The 17,344-nt window shown below is 63.1% G+C and carries 23 protein-coding genes; 5 read left to right on the plus strand and 18 right to left on the minus strand.

What is annotated here, in order from left to right:
• Positions 1 to 37: 37 nt before the first annotated feature.
• From Q1W26_RS18160 to bioB, 9 genes are all read right to left on the minus strand, one after another.
• Positions 38 to 517: a hypothetical protein gene (locus tag Q1W26_RS18160; protein WP_300443021.1), complete on the minus strand. Its 480-nt coding sequence runs from the start codon at positions 515 to 517 to the stop codon at positions 38 to 40.
• Between the two features lie 22 nt (positions 518 to 539).
• Entirely contained in the window at positions 540 to 1,280 is a 741-nt protein-coding gene (locus Q1W26_RS18165) for an arginyltransferase (RefSeq protein ID WP_300443023.1), read from the minus strand.
• Between the two features lie 6 nt (positions 1,281 to 1,286).
• On the minus strand, positions 1,287 to 1,991 hold the full coding sequence (gene aat, locus Q1W26_RS18170; protein ID WP_300443024.1) for a leucyl/phenylalanyl-tRNA--protein transferase: 705 nt from the start codon (positions 1,989 to 1,991) through the stop codon (positions 1,287 to 1,289).
• A 55-nt stretch (positions 1,992 to 2,046) separates the two neighbouring features.
• Complete coding sequence (locus Q1W26_RS18175; RefSeq protein ID WP_300443026.1) at positions 2,047 to 2,583, minus strand: C40 family peptidase; 537 nt, start codon at positions 2,581 to 2,583, stop codon at positions 2,047 to 2,049.
• Positions 2,584 to 2,832: 249 nt separating this feature from the next.
• Complete coding sequence (gene serB, locus Q1W26_RS18180; RefSeq protein ID WP_300443027.1) at positions 2,833 to 3,663, minus strand: phosphoserine phosphatase SerB; 831 nt, start codon at positions 3,661 to 3,663, stop codon at positions 2,833 to 2,835.
• The gene (locus Q1W26_RS18185) at positions 3,663 to 4,739 is read right to left on the minus strand and encodes a 3-deoxy-7-phosphoheptulonate synthase (protein WP_300443029.1); all 1,077 of its coding nucleotides are present in this window, start codon (positions 4,737 to 4,739) and stop codon (positions 3,663 to 3,665) included. The genes serB and Q1W26_RS18185 overlap by 1 nt, the downstream gene beginning before the upstream one ends.
• Positions 4,740 to 4,775: 36 nt before the next feature.
• A complete protein-coding gene (locus Q1W26_RS18190) occupies positions 4,776 to 5,423 on the minus strand; it encodes a pyrimidine 5'-nucleotidase (protein ID WP_300443030.1) in 648 nt (215 codons plus the stop codon).
• 20 nt (positions 5,424 to 5,443) lie between these two features.
• Complete coding sequence (bioC, locus tag Q1W26_RS18195; protein ID WP_300443031.1) at positions 5,444 to 6,328, minus strand: malonyl-ACP O-methyltransferase BioC; 885 nt, start codon at positions 6,326 to 6,328, stop codon at positions 5,444 to 5,446.
• A 21-nt stretch (positions 6,329 to 6,349) separates the two neighbouring features.
• Entirely contained in the window at positions 6,350 to 7,336 is a 987-nt protein-coding gene (bioB, locus tag Q1W26_RS18200) for a biotin synthase BioB (protein ID WP_300443032.1), read from the minus strand.
• A gap of 104 nt (positions 7,337 to 7,440) precedes the next feature.
• Here bioB and Q1W26_RS18205 point away from each other — a divergent pair, with 104 nt between their 5' ends.
• Both Q1W26_RS18205 and Q1W26_RS18210 read left to right on the plus strand, forming a co-directional pair.
• Positions 7,441 to 8,118, plus strand: a complete 678-nt coding sequence (locus Q1W26_RS18205) for a ComF family protein (protein WP_300443034.1) — start codon at positions 7,441 to 7,443, stop codon at positions 8,116 to 8,118.
• Between the two features lie 33 nt (positions 8,119 to 8,151).
• A complete protein-coding gene (locus Q1W26_RS18210) occupies positions 8,152 to 8,616 on the plus strand; it encodes a tRNA (cytidine(34)-2'-O)-methyltransferase (protein WP_300443036.1) in 465 nt (154 codons plus the stop codon).
• Between the two features lie 6 nt (positions 8,617 to 8,622).
• On the opposite strand, the gene Q1W26_RS18215 is transcribed toward Q1W26_RS18210, so the two are convergent.
• From Q1W26_RS18215 to Q1W26_RS18240, 6 genes are read right to left on the minus strand one after another with little or no spacing between them, the layout of a single operon-like run.
• Entirely contained in the window at positions 8,623 to 9,603 is a 981-nt protein-coding gene (locus tag Q1W26_RS18215; RefSeq protein ID WP_300443037.1) for an NAD(P)H-dependent glycerol-3-phosphate dehydrogenase, read from the minus strand.
• Between the two features lie 4 nt (positions 9,604 to 9,607).
• Complete coding sequence (locus Q1W26_RS18220) at positions 9,608 to 10,060, minus strand: SH3 domain-containing protein (RefSeq protein ID WP_300443039.1); 453 nt, start codon at positions 10,058 to 10,060, stop codon at positions 9,608 to 9,610.
• Positions 10,060 to 10,524, minus strand: coding sequence for a protein-export chaperone SecB (gene secB, locus Q1W26_RS18225; protein ID WP_300443041.1), 465 nt, complete (start codon positions 10,522 to 10,524; stop codon positions 10,060 to 10,062). The genes Q1W26_RS18220 and secB overlap by 1 nt, the downstream gene beginning before the upstream one ends.
• A gap of 48 nt (positions 10,525 to 10,572) precedes the next feature.
• Positions 10,573 to 10,845, minus strand: a complete 273-nt coding sequence (grxC, locus tag Q1W26_RS18230) for a glutaredoxin 3 (RefSeq protein WP_300443043.1) — start codon at positions 10,843 to 10,845, stop codon at positions 10,573 to 10,575.
• A gap of 2 nt (positions 10,846 to 10,847) precedes the next feature.
• Entirely contained in the window at positions 10,848 to 11,258 is a 411-nt protein-coding gene (locus Q1W26_RS18235) for a rhodanese-like domain-containing protein (RefSeq protein ID WP_300443045.1), read from the minus strand.
• 49 nt (positions 11,259 to 11,307) lie between these two features.
• The gene (locus Q1W26_RS18240; protein WP_300443046.1) at positions 11,308 to 11,628 is read right to left on the minus strand and encodes a metalloregulator ArsR/SmtB family transcription factor; all 321 of its coding nucleotides are present in this window, start codon (positions 11,626 to 11,628) and stop codon (positions 11,308 to 11,310) included.
• Between the two features lie 282 nt (positions 11,629 to 11,910).
• Between Q1W26_RS18240 and Q1W26_RS18245 the strand changes: the two genes are divergently transcribed.
• Genes Q1W26_RS18245 through moeB form a run of 3 tightly spaced genes read left to right on the plus strand, consistent with a single transcriptional unit; the run spans position 11,911 to position 14,622 of the window.
• Complete coding sequence (locus Q1W26_RS18245) at positions 11,911 to 13,338, plus strand: S41 family peptidase (RefSeq protein WP_300443047.1); 1,428 nt, start codon at positions 11,911 to 11,913, stop codon at positions 13,336 to 13,338.
• 24 nt (positions 13,339 to 13,362) lie between these two features.
• Positions 13,363 to 13,818: a hypothetical protein gene (locus Q1W26_RS18250; protein WP_300443049.1), complete on the plus strand. Its 456-nt coding sequence runs from the start codon at positions 13,363 to 13,365 to the stop codon at positions 13,816 to 13,818.
• 54 nt (positions 13,819 to 13,872) lie between these two features.
• Positions 13,873 to 14,622 carry a molybdopterin-synthase adenylyltransferase MoeB gene (moeB, locus tag Q1W26_RS18255; RefSeq protein WP_300443050.1) on the plus strand — a complete coding sequence of 250 codons (750 nt, stop codon included), beginning with the start codon at positions 13,873 to 13,875 and terminating at the stop codon, positions 14,620 to 14,622.
• Here moeB and Q1W26_RS18260 read toward each other — a convergent pair.
• The 3 genes from Q1W26_RS18260 to Q1W26_RS18270 are packed head-to-tail and all read right to left on the minus strand — an operon-like array spanning position 14,614 to position 17,302.
• On the minus strand, positions 14,614 to 15,591 hold the full coding sequence (locus tag Q1W26_RS18260) for a sterol desaturase family protein (RefSeq protein WP_300443051.1): 978 nt from the start codon (positions 15,589 to 15,591) through the stop codon (positions 14,614 to 14,616). The two genes, moeB and Q1W26_RS18260, sit on opposite strands and share 9 nt — an antisense overlap.
• The gene (locus tag Q1W26_RS18265; protein WP_300443052.1) at positions 15,591 to 16,340 is read right to left on the minus strand and encodes a polysaccharide deacetylase family protein; all 750 of its coding nucleotides are present in this window, start codon (positions 16,338 to 16,340) and stop codon (positions 15,591 to 15,593) included. Before Q1W26_RS18265 ends, Q1W26_RS18260 begins: the two co-directional genes overlap by 1 nt.
• Positions 16,341 to 16,342: 2 nt before the next feature.
• Positions 16,343 to 17,302, minus strand: coding sequence for a beta-propeller fold lactonase family protein (locus Q1W26_RS18270; RefSeq protein WP_300443054.1), 960 nt, complete (start codon positions 17,300 to 17,302; stop codon positions 16,343 to 16,345).
• Between the last annotated feature and the right edge of the window lie 42 nt (positions 17,303 to 17,344).

Genomic DNA, 17,344 nt, shown 5'->3' on the forward strand with positions numbered 1-17,344 from the left:
CATTCTACCGCAGTGCGGCAAAGTCTTGTTTCTACGATCAATCCAGAGCGAAACGAAGCTGCAGCCCAAGGTAGCCGCTGTAGCCCGGCAGGTTGGGCAGGGCGATCAGGTTGGCGCCGACCCGCCCGATTTGTGCCGATACCGCCGGCAGCACGAGCACCGGCGACGGGTAGCCGGTGGCGAGAAGCCCGAAAGCGCCAAAGCGGAAGGGGCCTGCCGCAAGCGGCATCCAGCGGCCGCCAATGTAAAAGGTATTGCGGTCGTAACTGTTGCGGAAGTAGCCGGCCGAGGCCGTCCAGGGGGTGCCGGTGAATTCCCGCTCGAGCCCGGCGCCTGGATTGACTTGGCGCCAGTCGCGGCGGTCGGGCTGAAAATGGTGGGAGAGCCCCGCGAGGGTCAGCCAGTCGCGGTGAGCTGCGGTGTGGAAGTCGTCGAGTGCTGGCAGGGCATGGGCCGCAGGGCTGACCAGCACGCAGGCGGCGATGGGCGCCAGGATGCGCGCCAGGGTTCGAGTCATGGTGGGAAGTCGCCGGGAAGGGTTAGTCGGACTGTGCGAAGTCGGCGTCCGTGAGGGCACGCCACAGGCCGTCGACGCGGCCTTCCATCGGGCGGAAGCGTGCCTTGTAAGCCATTTTGCGGCTGTCGCGGATCCAGTAGCCGAGATAGAGGTAGGGAAGCTTGAGTTCCCGGCACACTTCGATCTGCCACAGCACGCCGAAGGTGCCGAGGCTGCTGCCGGGAAGGTCCGGATCGTAAAAAGTGTAAACGCTCGACAGGCCGTCGGTCAGGCAGTCGATGACGCTCACCATGCGCAGGATGCCGTTTTCGCGGAACTCCACGAGGCGGCTGTCCACATGGCTTTGCAGCAGGAAGTGGGCGTACTGCTCGCGGTTGTCTTCGTCCATGCCGCCGCCTGAGTGGCGGCTGGCCTGGTAGCGTTGATAAAGGGCGTAGTGCTCTTCAAGGAAGGCCAGTTCCATCTCCCGTGGATGGAGGTTGGCGTGGGCGTTCCAGGCGCGGCGCTGGCTGCGGTTTGGATTGAAGGAGGCGACCGGGACGCGTACCGGAACGCAGGCATGGCAGGCGTCGCAGTGAGGGCGGTAGGTGAAGATGCCGCTGCGCCGGAAGCCGCTGCGCACGAGTTCGCTGTAAAGCGGCGTGTCGATCAGGTGGCTGGGCGTGGCGACCTGGGAGCGGGCCTGCCGCTCGGGCAGGTAGGAGCACGCGTAAGGGGCCGTGGCGTAGAACTGCAGCAGGGAGTATGGGTAATCCTTGAGCATCGTGCGCTACGTCCAGGAGGCTTGGGCACCATTTTGTGGCCAACGGGCAGGAGGCGGGCCTTCGCGGGTGAGGGTGCCGAGCATTTTCACGAAAACCTCGCGTGGAATTTCCGTGCCACCCAGCGAGGCCAGATGGCGTGTTGTCATTTGACAATCTAGCACGCGAAAATCGTGTTGCTCAAGAAAGCGTGCCAGGTGGGCAAAGGCGATTTTCGAGGCATCGGTGCGCCGGCTGAACATCGATTCGCCGTAAAAGACGTGCCCCAGCGCCATGCCATAGAGTCCTCCGGCCAGCTCTCCGTCGATCCAGGTTTCCACCGAATGGGCGTAGCCGAGTTCGTGCATGCGGATGTAGGCTGACTCAATGGCGGGCGTGATCCAGGTGCCGACGTTCGATTGGCGGGATTCGGCGCAGGCGCGGATCACGGCGGCGAAGTCGTGGTCCAGGCGCACTTCGTAGTGGCCCCTTTTGAGCGTCTTGCCCAGCGAGCGGGTGATGCGGATATGGTTGGGTACGACCACCATGCGCGGGTCGGGGCTCCACCACAGAATGGGCTCGCCCTGATTGAACCAGGGGAAGATGCCGTGCCGATAGGCTGCAAGGAGCCAGTCGGGCGCAAGGGAGCCACCCGCCGCGAGCAGGCCGTTGGGCTCGCGAAGGGCGCTGGCGGCGGGAGGGAATACAGGGTGGTCGCCGAGCCAGGGAATCATGTGGAGGGCACCTGGCTGTTGGCGCAACGAGCCGGTCTGAAACCGGCTGGCGGGATCAGTTGGCTTGCGGCTGGCGCGACTGGCCGGTCGGCAATACGCGCCGGGCGCCGTCGTAGCGGGCTGCCCAGTAGCTTATGCGCATGTCTTCTACGCGAACCACGCCGCCCGATGAAGGTGCATGGACGAACTGGTTGTTACCGAGGTAGATGCCGACATGGGAAAAAGCGCGACGCATCGTGTTGAAGAACACGAGATCGCCGGGCTTGAGTTCGTTGATCTTGACCTGTTCGCCCATCTGGGACATTTCGGCGGCCGTGCGAGGCATGCCGAAACCGAGGGCGTCGGCGAATACCTTGCCGACAAAGCCGCTGCAGTCGAAACCGGTGAGTGGGCTGGTGCCGCCAAACCGGTAGGGCACTCCCAGGAAATTCAGGCTGCGGTCGACAAGCGAGCGGATGGAATCGGTATAACGCTCGAAAACGGAAGCGGGCGGCGCTTCGTCAACGGCAATGAAGGGGGGCTCAGACGCAAGGACCGCACCGGAAAACGCGATCGCTACTAAAAAGCCGAGTATCGTCTTTTTGATAGGCATCGAATCAGTCTACCGAATGGTGGAATAAGTGTAAAGAATTTCGACACTTGCCGGTGCTGCATGGCGCCATGTGAAATCCGGCACAGTTCAAGCATTTTGGCATCTGTAGTATTTGTCAGGCACTGGTCGCGAACAGCAACGCTCGGGAGGCCGCGCGGAAAACATGCGGAACCGGACCGCTTGTTTTCATGAAAGGGCCCTTCGGCTTTCCGCAGCGGAGCGCTCGCGCCAGTCGCACTAATTTCGCCATCAGGCAAATAGGTTCAGGATGCCGTCCAGGCCGCTGTGGTTCAGCGCGTAGGTGGCGTGTTCCCGAACCACGGGTTTTGCATGATAGGCAATTCCTACGCCCGCCGCGCTGAGCATGGGCAGGTCATTGGCGCCGTCACCTGCAGCAATCACGGTTGCGGGTGCGAAGCCGTGGTGCTTGCGTACCAGTTGCAGCGTGTGACGCTTGGCTTCGCCGTCGATGACGTCGCCCTTTACCTTGCCGGTCAGCTTGCCGCCACGGATTTCCAGTTCGTTGGCCACCGCGTAGTCGAAGCCGAGTTGTTTCTGGAGGCGTTCGGTAAAATAAGTGAAGCCTCCCGACACGAGCACCGTGACGATGCCTGCCTGCTTGAGCCCGGCGAGCAGCGCCCGGGCGCCCGGATTGAGCTGCAGACGTTCGCGAAAGACCCTTCCGAGCGCTTCTTCGGGAAGGCCTTCGAGCAGGGCTACACGGCGGGTCAGGGATTCGCGGAAATCCAGCTCGCCGCGCATGGCGGCTTCGGTGATCGCGGCAACCTCGGCTTTCAGGCCCTGCATGTCGGCAATTTCGTCGATGCACTCGATGTTGATCAGGGTCGAATCCATGTCGGTAACGAACAGGCGGTAATTTGCCAAGCTGCCGTCTTCGGGAACGAAGGCGTAATCCAGTTCGTGGGCGTCGCAGTAGCTTGCGAGTTCCGGGTGCTGCCCGGCGCCAATCAGCCGGACGGCGGTGCTGCCGAGGCGCTTGACACCCCCGGCGCCGGTGAGGCCGGTGATCTCTTTCAGGGCACGGGCTTCAATCTTGGGGCCCTGGACGACCAGGTTCATCAGGCCGCGCTCCGCTTTTGAAGGCAGTCGCGGAGAATCTCGCCGGTGTTGCGGATCATCGTTTCGGTTGCTGCCCAGTCGACGCAGGCGTCGGTGACGGAGCAGCCATAGCGCAGCTGGGAGAGGTCGGCCGGGATCGGCTGGTTGCCCGCTTCGATGTTGCTTTCGATCATCAGGCCGACAATCGAGGTGTTGCCTTCGCGGATCTGGTGGGCCACGTCGCGCATCACCAGGGGCTGATATTCGGGGTTCTTCCACGAGTTGGCGTGGGAGCAGTCGACGACGATGTTGGCGGTGAGCTTGGCCTTGGCCAGGGCCTTTTCGGCGAGTGAGACGGAAACTGTGTCGTAGTTGGGGCGTCCGCCGCCGCCACGCAGGACCACGTGGCCGTACGGGTTGCCTTGCGTGCGGATGATGGACGACTGGCCCTGGGCGTTGATGCCGAGAAAACTGTGGGCGTGGGATGCGGACAGGATGCCGTTGACCGCGGCGTCGAGGGAGCCGTCAGTGCTGTTCTTGAAGCCGACGGGGGTGGACAGGCCGGAGGCCATTTCACGGTGGGTCTGGGACTCGGAAGTGCGGGCGCCGATGGCAGTCCAGCTGATGAGGTCGCCGTAATACTGGGGCGCGATCGGGTCGAGGGCTTCCGTGCCTGCGGGCAGGCCGATTTCATTGACGTCGAGGAGGAAGCGGCGGGCCTTTTCCATGCCTTCGTCAATGCGGAAGGAGTCGTCCATGTACGGGTCGTTGATGTAGCCCTTCCAGCCGGTGGAGGTGCGCGGCTTTTCGAAGTAGACGCGCATGACCAGCACCATGGTGTCGGCGACTTCGTCGGCGAGCTTTTTCAGGCGGCGGGCGTAGTCGAGGCCGGCAACCGGGTCGTGGATGGAGCAGGGGCCGACGACGACGAAAATCCGCGGATCCGTGTGGTCGAGAATGGCCTGCAGGGTCTGGCGGCCCTTCATGACGACTTCAGCGGCGGCGTCGGACAGCGGCACGCGGGCGACGATTTCTTCGGGGGACGGCATGCGGTCGAAAGCCGCAATGTTCAGGTTCTCGGTCTTGGCGTGGGGCATGGCGGTTACGCGTCTGAAAATGCGGAATTGAATATTTTACCCCGAAGCGTGGCTGCCGATTGCGCGCCGGGCAAGGCCAAGCACGGAAGTTAGCCGGAAATCGACGTAATGGGGCTTGCGCAGGCTGCGGCTGATCCACACCGTGGTCATGCCGAGGCGTTTGGCGGTGCGCAGGTTTTCGGCGCTGTCTTCGACGAGGATGCAGCGGGCCGGGTTGAGACGGTGATCCTTGAGCAGATGCCGGAAGCCGGTCATGCCGGGTTTGGGGTTGAAGCGCATCTGTTCGACCGCGTATACGTCTTCGAAGTGACGGCGAATGCCCATGATCTCGAGTACGGCTTCGGCGTAGCGGCCGGGGCCGTTGGAGAAGACGATCTTCCGGCCGGGCAGGCGAGCCAGCATGTGGTGCAGGGCGTTGTCGAAGACGACCATCCGGGCAAGGTCGGGGAACTGGTGGGTGTCGTGCAGGAAGTGGCGCGGGTCGGTGCCGTGGTGACGCATCAGGCCCCGCAGTGTGGCGCCGTAGCGCCGCCAGTAGTCGACGCGCAGGCGGTTGGCGGCGGGTTCGTCCAGCTCGAGGTGCTGCATGAGGTAGGCCGTCATGCTGCGGTTGATGTGCGGAAAGATGTGCGGGCTGGCGTTGTGCAGGGTGTTGTCGAGGTCGAACAGCCAGACGGGGTGCATGGCTTGGCCGGTCCTGTCGTTCAGGCGGGCTTGCGTTCGAAGCGCACGATGGCGCGGCCGTCATCCGCCACCTTGGGCGCCGCCTTCCAGGCGTGACCATAGACGACTTCGACGGTGGAAGGCAGGCGGCCGTCGCGGCGCAGGGCCTCGTAGGCGGCGCGCATCTGTTGCCAGTGGTTCTTGCCGACGAGGCCGCGCGGGCGGCTCAGGGCGGCGTTGGTGGACCCGCTCGCACGCAGGTCGTGGAAGAGATCGTCGAGTTTTGTGTAGGTGACGGTAAGCATTTCCATGTCCATCACCGGGTCTGAGAACCCGGCGCCGACGAGGGCGTCTCCCAGATCATGCATGTCGATGAAGCGGTGCAGGTGTTCGGCGCTGGAGGCGGGCAGCGAGGCGCGGAGTTCCTTGAGGGTGTCCGGGCCGAGGGTGGAAAACATCAGCAGGCCGCCGACTTCCAGCACCCGGTGGACTTCCTTGAGGGCCGGCAGCGGATCGTGCAGCCACTGAAGCATCAGGTTGGACCACGCAAACGAGACACTGCCCCGGGCGAGGGGCAGGGCGCTTGCGTCAGCGCAGACGAAATCCGGCTCGGCCGGCTTGCCGAAGCTCATCAGGCGCTTGAGCAGATTTTTTTCGCCGCGGGCCTGAGCGAGCATGGCCGGGGCGCTGTCGATGGCGATGCGGGCGACGCCGGGATAGCGCGTTGCAAGGGTGGCGAGGTCTGCTCCGGGGCCGCAGCCCAGATCGAGGATCCGCTTCGGTTCGATGCGGATGTACTCGAGGCGTTCGGCCATGCGCCGGGAGATTTCCCGGGCGAGGGTGTCGACGCCGGAGTAGCCGGTTGCGGCCCGCCCCGCCCGGCGACGCACGAGACGCGGGTCGAGCTGAAAATCCGGTGCGCTCATCGGGGCGGGTTCAGGCGAGGCTCAGATGGACTTGAGGCCGAGACGTGCGAAGAGCTTGTCGTCGGCGTCGGCATCCGGGTTGTCGGTGGTGAGAAGGCGCTCGCCGTAGAAGATCGAGTTGGCGCCGGCCATGAAGCACAGGGCCTGGGTGGCGTCATCCATCTGCTGGCGACCGGCCGAGAGGCGCACGTAGCTTTCCGGCATGGTGATGCGGGCGGCGGCGATGGTGCGAATGAAGTCGAAGGGGTCGATGGGCTTAGCTTGATCGAGCGGGGTGCCTTCTACCTGCACCAGGTTGTTGATGGGCACGGACTCCGGAGGAGGGCTCATGTTGGCCAGCTCGGCGATCAGGGCGGCGCGGCTCTTCTGGGTTTCACCAAGGCCGACGATGCCGCCGCAGCACACGTTGATGCCGGCGTCACGCACCTTGTCGAGGGTGTCGAGACGATCCTGGAGGGTGTGGGTGGTGATGATCTGGCCGTAGAATTCCGGCGAGGTGTCGATGTTGTGGTTGTAGTAATCGAGGCCGGCGTCCTTGAGCTGGGATGCCTGGCCTTCCTTCAGCATGCCGAGGGTGACGCAGGTTTCGAGGCCGAGCTTCTTGACTTCGCGAACCATGTCGAGAACCGGGGCGAGATCCTTTTCTTTCGGGCCGCGCCAGGCGGCGCCCATGCAGAAGCGGGATGCACCTTTGGCCTTGGCGGCGCGGGCGTTTTCCAGCACTTCATTGAGCGGCAGCAGGGATTCCTTTTCGAGGCCCGTGTCGTAGCGGGAAGATTGCGAGCAGTAGCCGCAGTCTTCCGAGCACCCGCCGGTCTTGATCGACAGCAGGGTCGAGCGCTGGATGGCGTTCGCGTCGAAGTGCTCGCGGTGCACCTGTTGGGCGCGGAACAGCAGGTCATTGAAGGGCAGCGCGAACAGGGCCTCGATTTCGGCGACGCTCCACCGCTTGCGGGCGGGGGTGTTTGCGGTCGGAGCGCTCTCTGCGCGGGCGACGGTGGCGGTCATTGTGATGAACCCTTATTTTGGCTGTAATTTATAATTACGAAGCCTTTTAGTTTCCCTGAAGGGGTCTGGATTTGTCAAATCAAGCGCCTGCCTGGCGCCGCTGGATGGAGGGTGCAGCCACCGCAGTCTTCCCGCAACAGTGCTTTGCCTGCGGGGTGGCGAGCGGCAGCGACGTGCTGTGTCGCGCGTGTTTCGCAGGATTGCCCGGAATTGGGGCGGCACGCTGTCCGGTTTGCGCGATTCCCCAGCCGCTTGGCGAAACCTGCGGCGACTGCCTGCGCCATCCGCCATCCTTTGATGCGACCCGTGCCGCACTCGACTATGGCTTTCCTGTCGACAAGCTGGTGCAGGCCCTGAAGTACGGCCATCGGCTGGCGTCGTCGCGTCTGTTTGTCGACCTGATGGCTGTGCTGCCTGTGCCGAAGGCCGATCTGGTGATGCCGATGCCGCTCCATTCGGTGCGCCTCGCGTCGCGTGGATTCAACCAGGCGGCAGAACTGGCGCGACCGCTGGCGAAATGCTGGGGGCTGCCCGTGCTCCTTGACGGGATTGTGCGTGACGTAGACACGCGCCCGCAGGCAAGCCTGCCATGGAAAGAGCGGACGGCCAACGTGCGTGGCGCGTTTCGCGTGGCAGGCGGCGTGGAGGGCTTGCGTGTCGTGGTGGTGGATGACGTGATGACAACGGGTGCAACGCTTGCAGAACTGGCTCGAACGCTGAAAGACGTGGGCGCGGTGAGCGTGGAGAACCGGGTCGTCGCCCGAACGCCGGCTCCGGCTTGATTGGCTTGAGTGGGGCGGGCACAATCCGGCCCCATGTTCCATGTCGTCCTCCATCAGCCGGAAATTCCTCCGAATACCGGCAACATCATGCGCATGTGTGCCAATTCCGGCGCCCGATTGCACCTTGTCAAACCCCTTGGTTTCACCCTCGAAGAGAAGCAGCTGATCCGTGCCGGCCTGGATTACCGGGACATGGCGGTGGTTACCGTGCACGAAGACTGGCCGAGTTGCCGTGCCGGTTTTGCTGGCCAGCGTATTTTTGCGCTGACCTCCCACGGTGGGCGCAGCTATGCCGAGGTGGCTTTCGAGCCGGGGGACGTTTTTGTGTTTGGTTCGGAATCCCGTGGCTTGCCGCCGGAACTGCACACCGAATTTGGCGATGACCGTCGCCTGCGCATTCCGATGCGGCCGGGTAACCGCAGCCTCAATCTTTCGAATGCGGCCGCGGTGGTCGTCTATGAAGCGTGGCGACAGGCGGGGTTTGACGGCGGGGCCTGAGCCGCCTTATTCCTGTTTCGGATCGCGGGCGAGAAGCTGCTCGACTGCGTCGCGGGCCAGCAAGGTGCCGCGCAGAACGCCATCTACCGAGTTGGTGATGGGCATGTCCACACCCAGGCGTGCAGACAACGCGGCGACTTCCCGTGTCGTGCTGACGCCTTCGGCAACGTGGCCGAGGGTAGCGAGGATGTCCGGCAGGGTTTTGCCTTCGGCCAGCAGCAGTCCGACGCGGCGGTTGCGGGACAAATCACCGGTGCAGGTGAGCACCAGGTCGCCGAGGCCGGCGAGACCCATGAAGGTATCGCGCTTGCCCCCTAGGGCCAGGCCGAGGCGAGTGATTTCGGCGAGACCGCGGGTGATGAGGGCCGCGCGGGCGTTGAGGCCGAAGCCCATGCCGTCGGCTACGCCGGCTGCGATCGCCATGATGTTCTTGACTGCCCCACCGACTTCGGCCCCGATAAGGTCATCGTTGGCGTAAAGGCGCAGCCGGTTGTTGTGCAGCGCCTGGACCCAGTAGCGGGCGAATTCGATATCACGGGCGGCGATCGTCACGGCAGCGGGCAGCCCCTGGGCGACTTCGGCGGCGAAGCTGGGGCCGGTGAGTACGCCGCAGGCGGCATCTGCCCCGAGTTCTTCGGCAACGATCTGGTGCGGCAGCTTGGCTGTGCCGGCTTCAAGGCCCTTGCAGGCCCACAGCAGCGGCGTTCCCGGGGCTGCGGCCTGCAGCGCGCGGGCTGTCTCGCGCAGGCCGGCCAGCGGCGTGACGATGAGGTGAAGATCGGCGCGGGCAGCATCCTGCAGGCTGTCGGTCAGCTGGAGGTTGGCAGGCAGCGGGATGCCTGGCAGGTAGCGGCGGTTTTCACCGTCGGCCCGCATCGCGGCAACGTCGTCGGATTCACGACTCCACAGGACCACGTCGTGGCCGCGACTGAAGGCCAGAGCGAGGGCAGTGCCCCACGCTCCGGCGCCGAAAACGGCAATACGCATGGCGTTACAGCCCCCAGACCTGGTTGATGCGGACGAACCCGCTGGCGCCATCCCGGTGCCGGACCTTGACCCAGCCGTCGGCCGGCTTGTCGGCAAGCTCGAGAACCACGTCCTTGGCCGCTTCGAAGGCCAGCGGACTGCCGGTATCGGGTTTCTGGCGGATGTCGGCGCGGGCTGCGGTGATGATCACGGTGCGCTTCTCGGCGAGCTGGCGGCGTTCGAGCCACAGCAGGCTGCCGGCCGGTTCGCGCACTTTCACCCAGCGGTCGATGCTTACAACCATCTCTACGGGCGTGTAGCGCTGGATCACGAAGAGCGGCTTGCCCTGCTTTGACGGCGCATCGTAAAGAATGGCCGGTTCGGCAAGGGAGCGGAAGTCCGAGGCGCCGGCAACTGCCGCCGCGAGGGCGAGCGGCAGGCCAAGCAGCGCCGCAGCGGCAAGGCGGCGCATTTTCATTACTGGATCGGCAGATCTGTGCCGGCCTGAGCTTCGGCTTGCTGACGGTTCTGCTGGTACAGAGCCTCGAAGTTCACCGGAGCGAGCAGCACGGGCTGGAAACCGGCGCGGGACACCGCGTCGGAAACGGCCTCGCGGGCGTACGGGAAGAGGATGTTGGCGCAGCCGATCATCATGATCGGATCGAGGTCTTCCTGCGGAACGTTGCGGATCTGGAAGATGCCCGCCTGGGCCACTTCAACCAGGAAAACGGTCTTCTCGTCGGGCAGCTTGGCGGTGACAGTGACAGTCAGGGCCACTTCGAACACGCCTTCGTCAACGCCGCTGCCGTCGGTGCGCAGCTGGACGTTGATCTGGGGGGCTTCGCGCTCGAGGTAGATCTGGGGTGCATTCGGCACTTCGACGGACAGATCCTTGACGTAGAGCTTTTCAATGGAGAAGACGGGTTGCGCGTTTTCGGACATGGTGGTTTTTCCGGTTGAAAAAATGGAAGAAGCGAAGTGAAGCGGTGTTCAGGCAGGTTCGCCGCGCAGCAGCGGCTCGAGCTTGCCTTCGTGATCGAGGGCGAAGAGGTCGTCGCAGCCACCTACGTGGTAGTCGCCGATGTAGATCTGGGGAACGGTGCGGCGGCCGCCGGTGCGCTCCATCATCTCGTCGCGACGGGCCGGATCGGTGTCGATGCGGACCTTCTCGATCTCGGTAACCCCCTTGCGGCGCAGCAGGCCTTCGGCACGGACGCAGTAGGGGCAGACGGCGGTGGCGTACATCAGGATTTTGGGCTGCATGATTATTTCTTCTTCCGGCTGACTGGCATGCCGGCCTGTTCCCAGGCTGCGATGCCGCCTTCAAGGTTGTGGACGCTGGCAAAGCCGGCCTTCTGCAGGATGCTGCAGGCCGAGGCCGACCGGCTGCCGCTCTGGCAGCTAAGAATAACAGGCTTGTTCTTCAGTTTATCGAGCTCGCCGATGCGCTTGTCCAGTTCTCCGAGCGGTATGTGGCGGGCGTTCAGGAGATGGCCGGCGGCGAATTCACCTGCCTCGCGAACGTCAATGACGATCGCATCTTCGCGGTTGATGAGTGCGGTTGCCTGAGCCGGTGAGAGGCCACGACCGCCGCCGCGCAGGGTTTGGACGACGAGCAGGGTGCCGCTGACGGCAGCCAGCGCTGCCCAGTACCAGTTTTGCTGGATGAATTCCACGAAACGAACTCCAGGTGGGAGAAAAAAGGGGGACGATTGAAAAGGAAGGCTATTCGGGAGCGACGCCGCAGAAGACCTCGCGCATCAAGGCGATGAGTTGCAGCGTGCGTGGATCGCCCACACGGTAAAAAACCCGGTTGGCATCCTTGCGGGTCAGCAGTACTTCCTTGTCGCGAAGAATCGCCAGATGCTGGGAAATATTGCTTTGCGAGGTGCCGACGGCGTCGACGATGTCCTGGACGCAGGCTTCTTCGGCACCGATCACGCACAGGATTTTGAGCCGCAAGGGATGCGAGATCGCCTTCAGGGCCCGCGCAGCGGTTTCGATGTGCTCTTGCTTGGCGATGAGATCGACGGTGGGTGTTTTCACGAAATCAGCGGGTTTTGACGCAGGTTAATATTCTAAAATAACATTTTTTCGCCTGGACGGTGAGGCCGGCCAGGCGGATGCGCTCGCGGAGGCGTTTCAAGGCGGCTCAGGATGAGGCCGGGGCCAGACGGTGCAGACCATTTTTCGGGTGCCTAATTTCGGTCGGGCGGGTCGGGAACCTTTCCGGTTTATACTCATCAGCCTATTCAGAACCGGCCCGATTCCGGGTGGGGAATGGCGTCGTCTACGGGCCTGGGGCCCCGGCGTCCTGACGGAGATTTTATGCGCAGCAAGATGCAACAAGCCGGCCTGCTCTTCACCGGGCTGTGTGCCGGCGTCCTGATCAGTCTCAACTTCTCGGCCAACGCGGACAAGTCGCCGCTATCCCCGTTGCCCGTGGAGGAATTGCGCAACCTGGCCGACGTTTTCAACGCCATCAAGCAGGGCTACGTGGAGCCTGTTGACGACAAGAAGCTGATCACCCACGCGATCAGCGGAATGCTCTCGAATCTTGATCCTCATTCGGCCTATCTCGACGCTGAGGCCTTCAAGGAATTGCAGGTGGGCACCCAGGGCGAATTTGGCGGCCTGGGCATCGAGGTCGGCTCCGAGGATGGTGTCGTCAAGGTGATTTCGCCCATCGAGGACACGCCCGCCTTCCGTGCCGGCGTCAAGGCTGGTGACCTGATCATCAAGCTCGACGAGACTTCCGTGAAGGGCATGGCTCTCAATGATGCGGTCAAGCGCATGCGCGGCAAGCCGAAGACGAGCATCGTTCTCACGATCGTGCGCAAGGGTGAGGCCAAGCCGCTTGTCGTAACCCTGGTGCGTGAAGTCATCAAGGTGCAGAGCGTCAAGTCCAAACTGGTCGAGCAGGGCTATGGCTACGTACGCGTCGTTCAGTTTCAGGAGCAGACCGCTGCCTCCCTCGTGCAGCACCTGGAAAAACTGGTCAAGCAGGGTGAGTTGAAGGGCTTGGTACTCGATCTGCGTAACGACCCGGGCGGCCTGTTGCATGGTGCGGTCGGTGTGTCCGCAGCCTTCCTGCCTCCGCAGGCTCTGGTGGTGTCCACTGATGGCCGTGCAGAGGATTCGAAGCGCAAGTATCTGGCTACACCCGAGGATTACCTGCGCGGCTCTCGCGAGGATTTCATCAAGAGCGTTCCCGCCTCGATCAAGACTGTTCCGATGGTGGTGCTGGTTAACGGTGGATCTGCGTCGGCGTCCGAAATCGTTGCTGGTGCATTGCAGGACCACAAACGCGCCGTTGTGATGGGTACGCAGAGCTTTGGCAAGGGTTCGGTCCAGACCATTCTGCCGCTCAACAGCAATGCCGCCATCAAGCTGACGACGGCGCGCTACTTCACGCCGAATGGGCGTTCCATCCAGGCCAAGGGTATCGTGCCCGACATCCTGGTCGAAGAAACGCAGGGTGGGGCTTCTCGCGAGCGTTTGCGCGAGGCCGATCTTGACCGTCATCTGGGTAATGGCAAGGAGCCCGAAGTGGTTAAGGCTGTCGAGCCTGCGCCCCGGAAAGAGGCCGCACCGAAGGGCAAGGAAAAAGACAAGGAAAAAGACAAGGACAAGCCCAGGGACGAGCCCGAGGATGTGAAGCCGCCCTTCGAGATTGCCGGCAAGGACGACTACCAGCTGGCCCAGGCTGTCAATTTGCTCAAGGGCCTGCAAATCCTCCAGAATAACGCCAAGTAAATTCACGACAGATCGGGAGACGCCATGCGACGCGAAACCGCTTACAAGCTGGCCGGACGCAAGCATGACAGCGCGTCGCACCACGGCGGAAGCGGTCTTGCCAAGACACGGGAAATCCGCTTTAAGGCTTTTCCGCCCGGTCAGACGGCACAGGCCTGGAGATCCCTCGCGGCCCTGCGTGGTGTGCAGGTGGAGGCCGGGAGTGATGCGCTTTCTCTGGTTGTGCATTACAACGTGCTCGACTTCACGCTCGAGCTGCTGGATGAGGCGCTTGTCGGGGCTGGTTTTCACCTCGACCGCAGCCTTTTCATCCGCCTGCACCGGGCGCTGATCTATTACCTCGAGGAAACGCAGGTGCATAACCTGCGTTCTCCAGAGCGGCTCATCAAGCAGTCCCACGAAGTTTACATGCAGGCCTACGCGCATCATCCCCATGGCGATCACGACGATACGCCCCCCGATCTGCGCGAATACAAGTAGGCCCGCACCGCGCACCTTACCGGTGTGACTGTCGTTCCATCTCTTCCGCTTTCCATGAACGACGATCAATTGTTGCGCTACTCGCGCCATATTCTTTTGCCCCAGATCGGAATCGAGGGGCAGGACTCCATTGTCTCTTCCCGGGTGCTGGTGGTCGGGGCCGGTGGCTTGGGGTCACCGGCGGCCATGTATCTGGCGGCTGCGGGTGTCGGTACGCTGGTGCTGGCCGACGGAGATACCGTTGACCTGACCAACCTTCAACGCCAGATCTTGCACAGCCAGGAAAGCATCGGGCAGCCCAAGGTTGCGTCGGGGCGGGATGCGCTGGCGCGGCTCAATTCCGGGATCAGGGTGATTCCTGTTGCCCATCGCCTTGAAGGTGCCGAACTGGAGTCGGAAGTTGCCGCTGCCGATCTGGTGCTGGATTGCTCGGATAATTTCGCTACCCGCCACGCAATCAACCGCGCCTGTGCGCTTTATCGCAAGCCACTGGTTTCGGGGGCGGCAGTGCGCTTTGACGGCCAGGTGTCGGTGTTCGATCTGCGTAGGGCGGAGAGCCCCTGTTACCACTGCCTCTTTCCGGAAGGCGAGGACGTGGAGGAGGTGCGCTGTGCGGTGATGGGGGTGTTTGCGCCGCTGACAGGCATCGTTGGCGCCATGCAGGCAGCCGAGGCGCTCAAGCTGCTGGCGGGCTGCGGTGAAACCCTGACCGGACGTTTGCTGCTGCTGGATGCGCTCACCATGGAATGGCGGACGATCCGTCTCGGGCGCGACCCGGGCTGTCCGGTGTGCGCCTTACGCTGAAGGCGACTTTTCCGGACGCGTCACCAGCGCCTTCCAGAACAGGGTGAGTCCCAGTTTTTGCTGCGCCCAGAAATTGTCCCGGGCGGAGATTTCTTCGTTATTGATTTCGTGGATGCCGGTCGGCGGGAGTTCCTTTTCGAGATACAGCGTGCCGAACAGGATGTCCCACGCGGGCAGCAGGATCGCGAAATTGCAGCCGCGGCGATAGCGCAGATTGCTCGGCAGATCGAGGGCATGGTGCCAGCGGTGGTAGCGTGGCCCAACTATCAGGTAGTCGCCCAGTTGGCCGAAACCCAGCCGGGTGTTGGTGTGGGACAGGTTTTCAACCAGCCGCAGCGCGATCAGCAGACCGAGAAAATGCCCCGGCGGAACACCAATCAGCAGCGATAGACAGGCAAACCACAAGCCGGCGATCAGGTCGTCGAGCAGGTGGTTGCGGGAGTCTGTCCAGAACGACATCTGGCGCTGGGAGTGATGGATGCCGTGCAGGGCCCACCACCAGCGAAAAGTGTGGGAAAGGCGGTGCCGCCAGTATTCGGCGAAGTCGAGTATCACCAGGTAGATGAAGAAGCTGGTCAGCGGGTGCCGGTCGAGTCCGGGGAGCCAGTCCTCGAGCTGGCGCGGGATGATGTCGTGGAAGCGCAGCCAGCCTTCCAGCTCCATGAAGCCCGGCGCGAGCAGCGCGAAGACCGCCAGAGGGACGATGCCCAGGCGGTTGAGTACCGAATAGATCACATCCACCCGCACCGCACGGCGCTGCGTCCAGTGCTCTGCAGGCCACCAGGCCTCGAGGGGGCGCATCAGGGCGTAGGCGATGGTGAGTTCGATGACTCCCAAGAGAGCGAACTCGATTCCTTCGAAGCCCATTTCCACATAGCTGGCGAGCCCGAGGGCGAACAGCACCGGCTGGACGAGAGTGTCGAAGAGCCAGCCCTGGATGAGGACAAACCAATCAGTCAGAAACTGCATCATCGGGCAGGAAGGGGCGCGAAGCAGAAACCCCGGGCTTTGAGGCCGCGGATCAGTGGGTCGAGCATGGGGGCGAAGGGATCTTTGCGGGACCAGATTCCCAGATGGGCCATCAGGATGTCGCCGTCACGAATGTTGGCGAGGGCGCGCTTGAGCAGGACTTCGTTCGGGAATGCGTCGGATGGCAGCTCATCGCCGAGGAATCCGGCGCTTGCCCAGGCCGTGTGCCGGTAGCCGCAGGCTTCGGCAGCCCGGAGTGTGTTGGGCGTGGTGCGACCACCGGGGGCGCGCCACAGGGGGTCGAGCGGGCGGCCAGTGAGTTCGGCGAAGCGGGTGTCGGGCTTTTTCAGTTCGGCGCAGATATCGGCGGCATCGAGCAGCGTCTGGCTGCCGTCCATCAGGCGGTAGACCACTTGGCCTCCGGCCTCGTCCTTGCGGAACGAGCCATGGCGCCAGGTGTGGCTGCCGAAGGTGTGGCCCTCTGCGACGCGGGCCTTCCAGTAGTCGGCCCAGGATGGATCGAGCGACATGTCGCCGCGCAGGGTTTTCTCCTGGGCGACAAAAAAGCTCGCCTTGACCTGATGTTTCGCGAGGATCTCGGCGATCGCTTCGGCATGCCGCATGTTGCCGGTGTCCAGGGTCAGGTAGAGCGTGCCCTTGCAGGCCGTGTCCGCCCCTTGGGCGAAGCCGGCTGCGGTGCCCAGGATGACGGTGAGCGCGGTGCACAATGCGCTGCGGACGGGCGACATGATTACTGCCTCGGGGCGTGGCTGATGAAGGAAACGCCGTGGGGCGAGCGGCCGACCGGGATGGAATGGGAGAGCTTTTTCTGTTCCAGATTGACGACCTGAACCTTGCGGGCGAAACGTGCGGTTGCCCACAGCTCCTTGCCATCGGCGCGGATTTCCATGTCGTCGGGGCCGCCGGGAACGTCGTATTTCTCGACTTCGGTGAGCGTCTGCATGTCCACCAGCGAGATGCTGCCTTTCATGCTGCGGTTCGATACGAAAACGTGACGCCCGTCGCCGCGGGGAAGGAAGTTATGAGCGGCCTTGTCGGTGATGATTTTCCGGATCGTCTTGCGGGCACGCCAGTCGATGACCTCGACGTAATTTGCACCCATGATTCCGACCAGCAGGTATTTGTCGTCGGGTGTCATGTGGATGCCGGCCGGGGTCGGGCCGACGGGGATTTTCCACAGTGGCTGACGGGTCTTGAGGTCGATGGCGAGGACTTCGTTGGAGTCCTGCAGGGTGATGAATACAAACTGGCTGGCCTTGTCGAAAGCCATGTGGGACGGTGTTTTTTCTGCGGAAACGCGGGCGACCAGGGAGAAGTCGGCGGCGTTGTAGAGATCGACCCTGTCGAGGCGCAGTGAGTTGGCCACGAACCATTTATTGTCGGGCGAGAAGCCGAGCTGGTAGGGATCGGAAATATTCTTGATGCGTTTTTGTTCCTTGCCCGTTTTGGGGTCGAAGAACACCAGTTCGTTCGAGATGGCGCACGCGACGATGACCGAGCTGTCGTCCGGGGTGGCCATCAGGTGATGGGGTTCCTTGCAGGCTGGCGCCTTGCCGGTTTCCTTGTAGGTGCGGGTATCGATGAAGCTGACGTTCTCGTCGACTGAATTGAGAACGATGGCCGTTTCGGCATGGACAGCGAGTGACAGGAAAGCTGAAGCGAACAGACCGGACAGGAGCGGAAACTTCATCAAAGTGGGCAGCGTATCGAAGGTGCCCAGATTAACGGCAGT

Origin of the sequence: Zoogloea sp., from assembly GCF_030157465.1 — a bacterium.
Taxonomy (GTDB): Bacteria; Pseudomonadota; Gammaproteobacteria; order Burkholderiales; family Rhodocyclaceae; genus Zoogloea.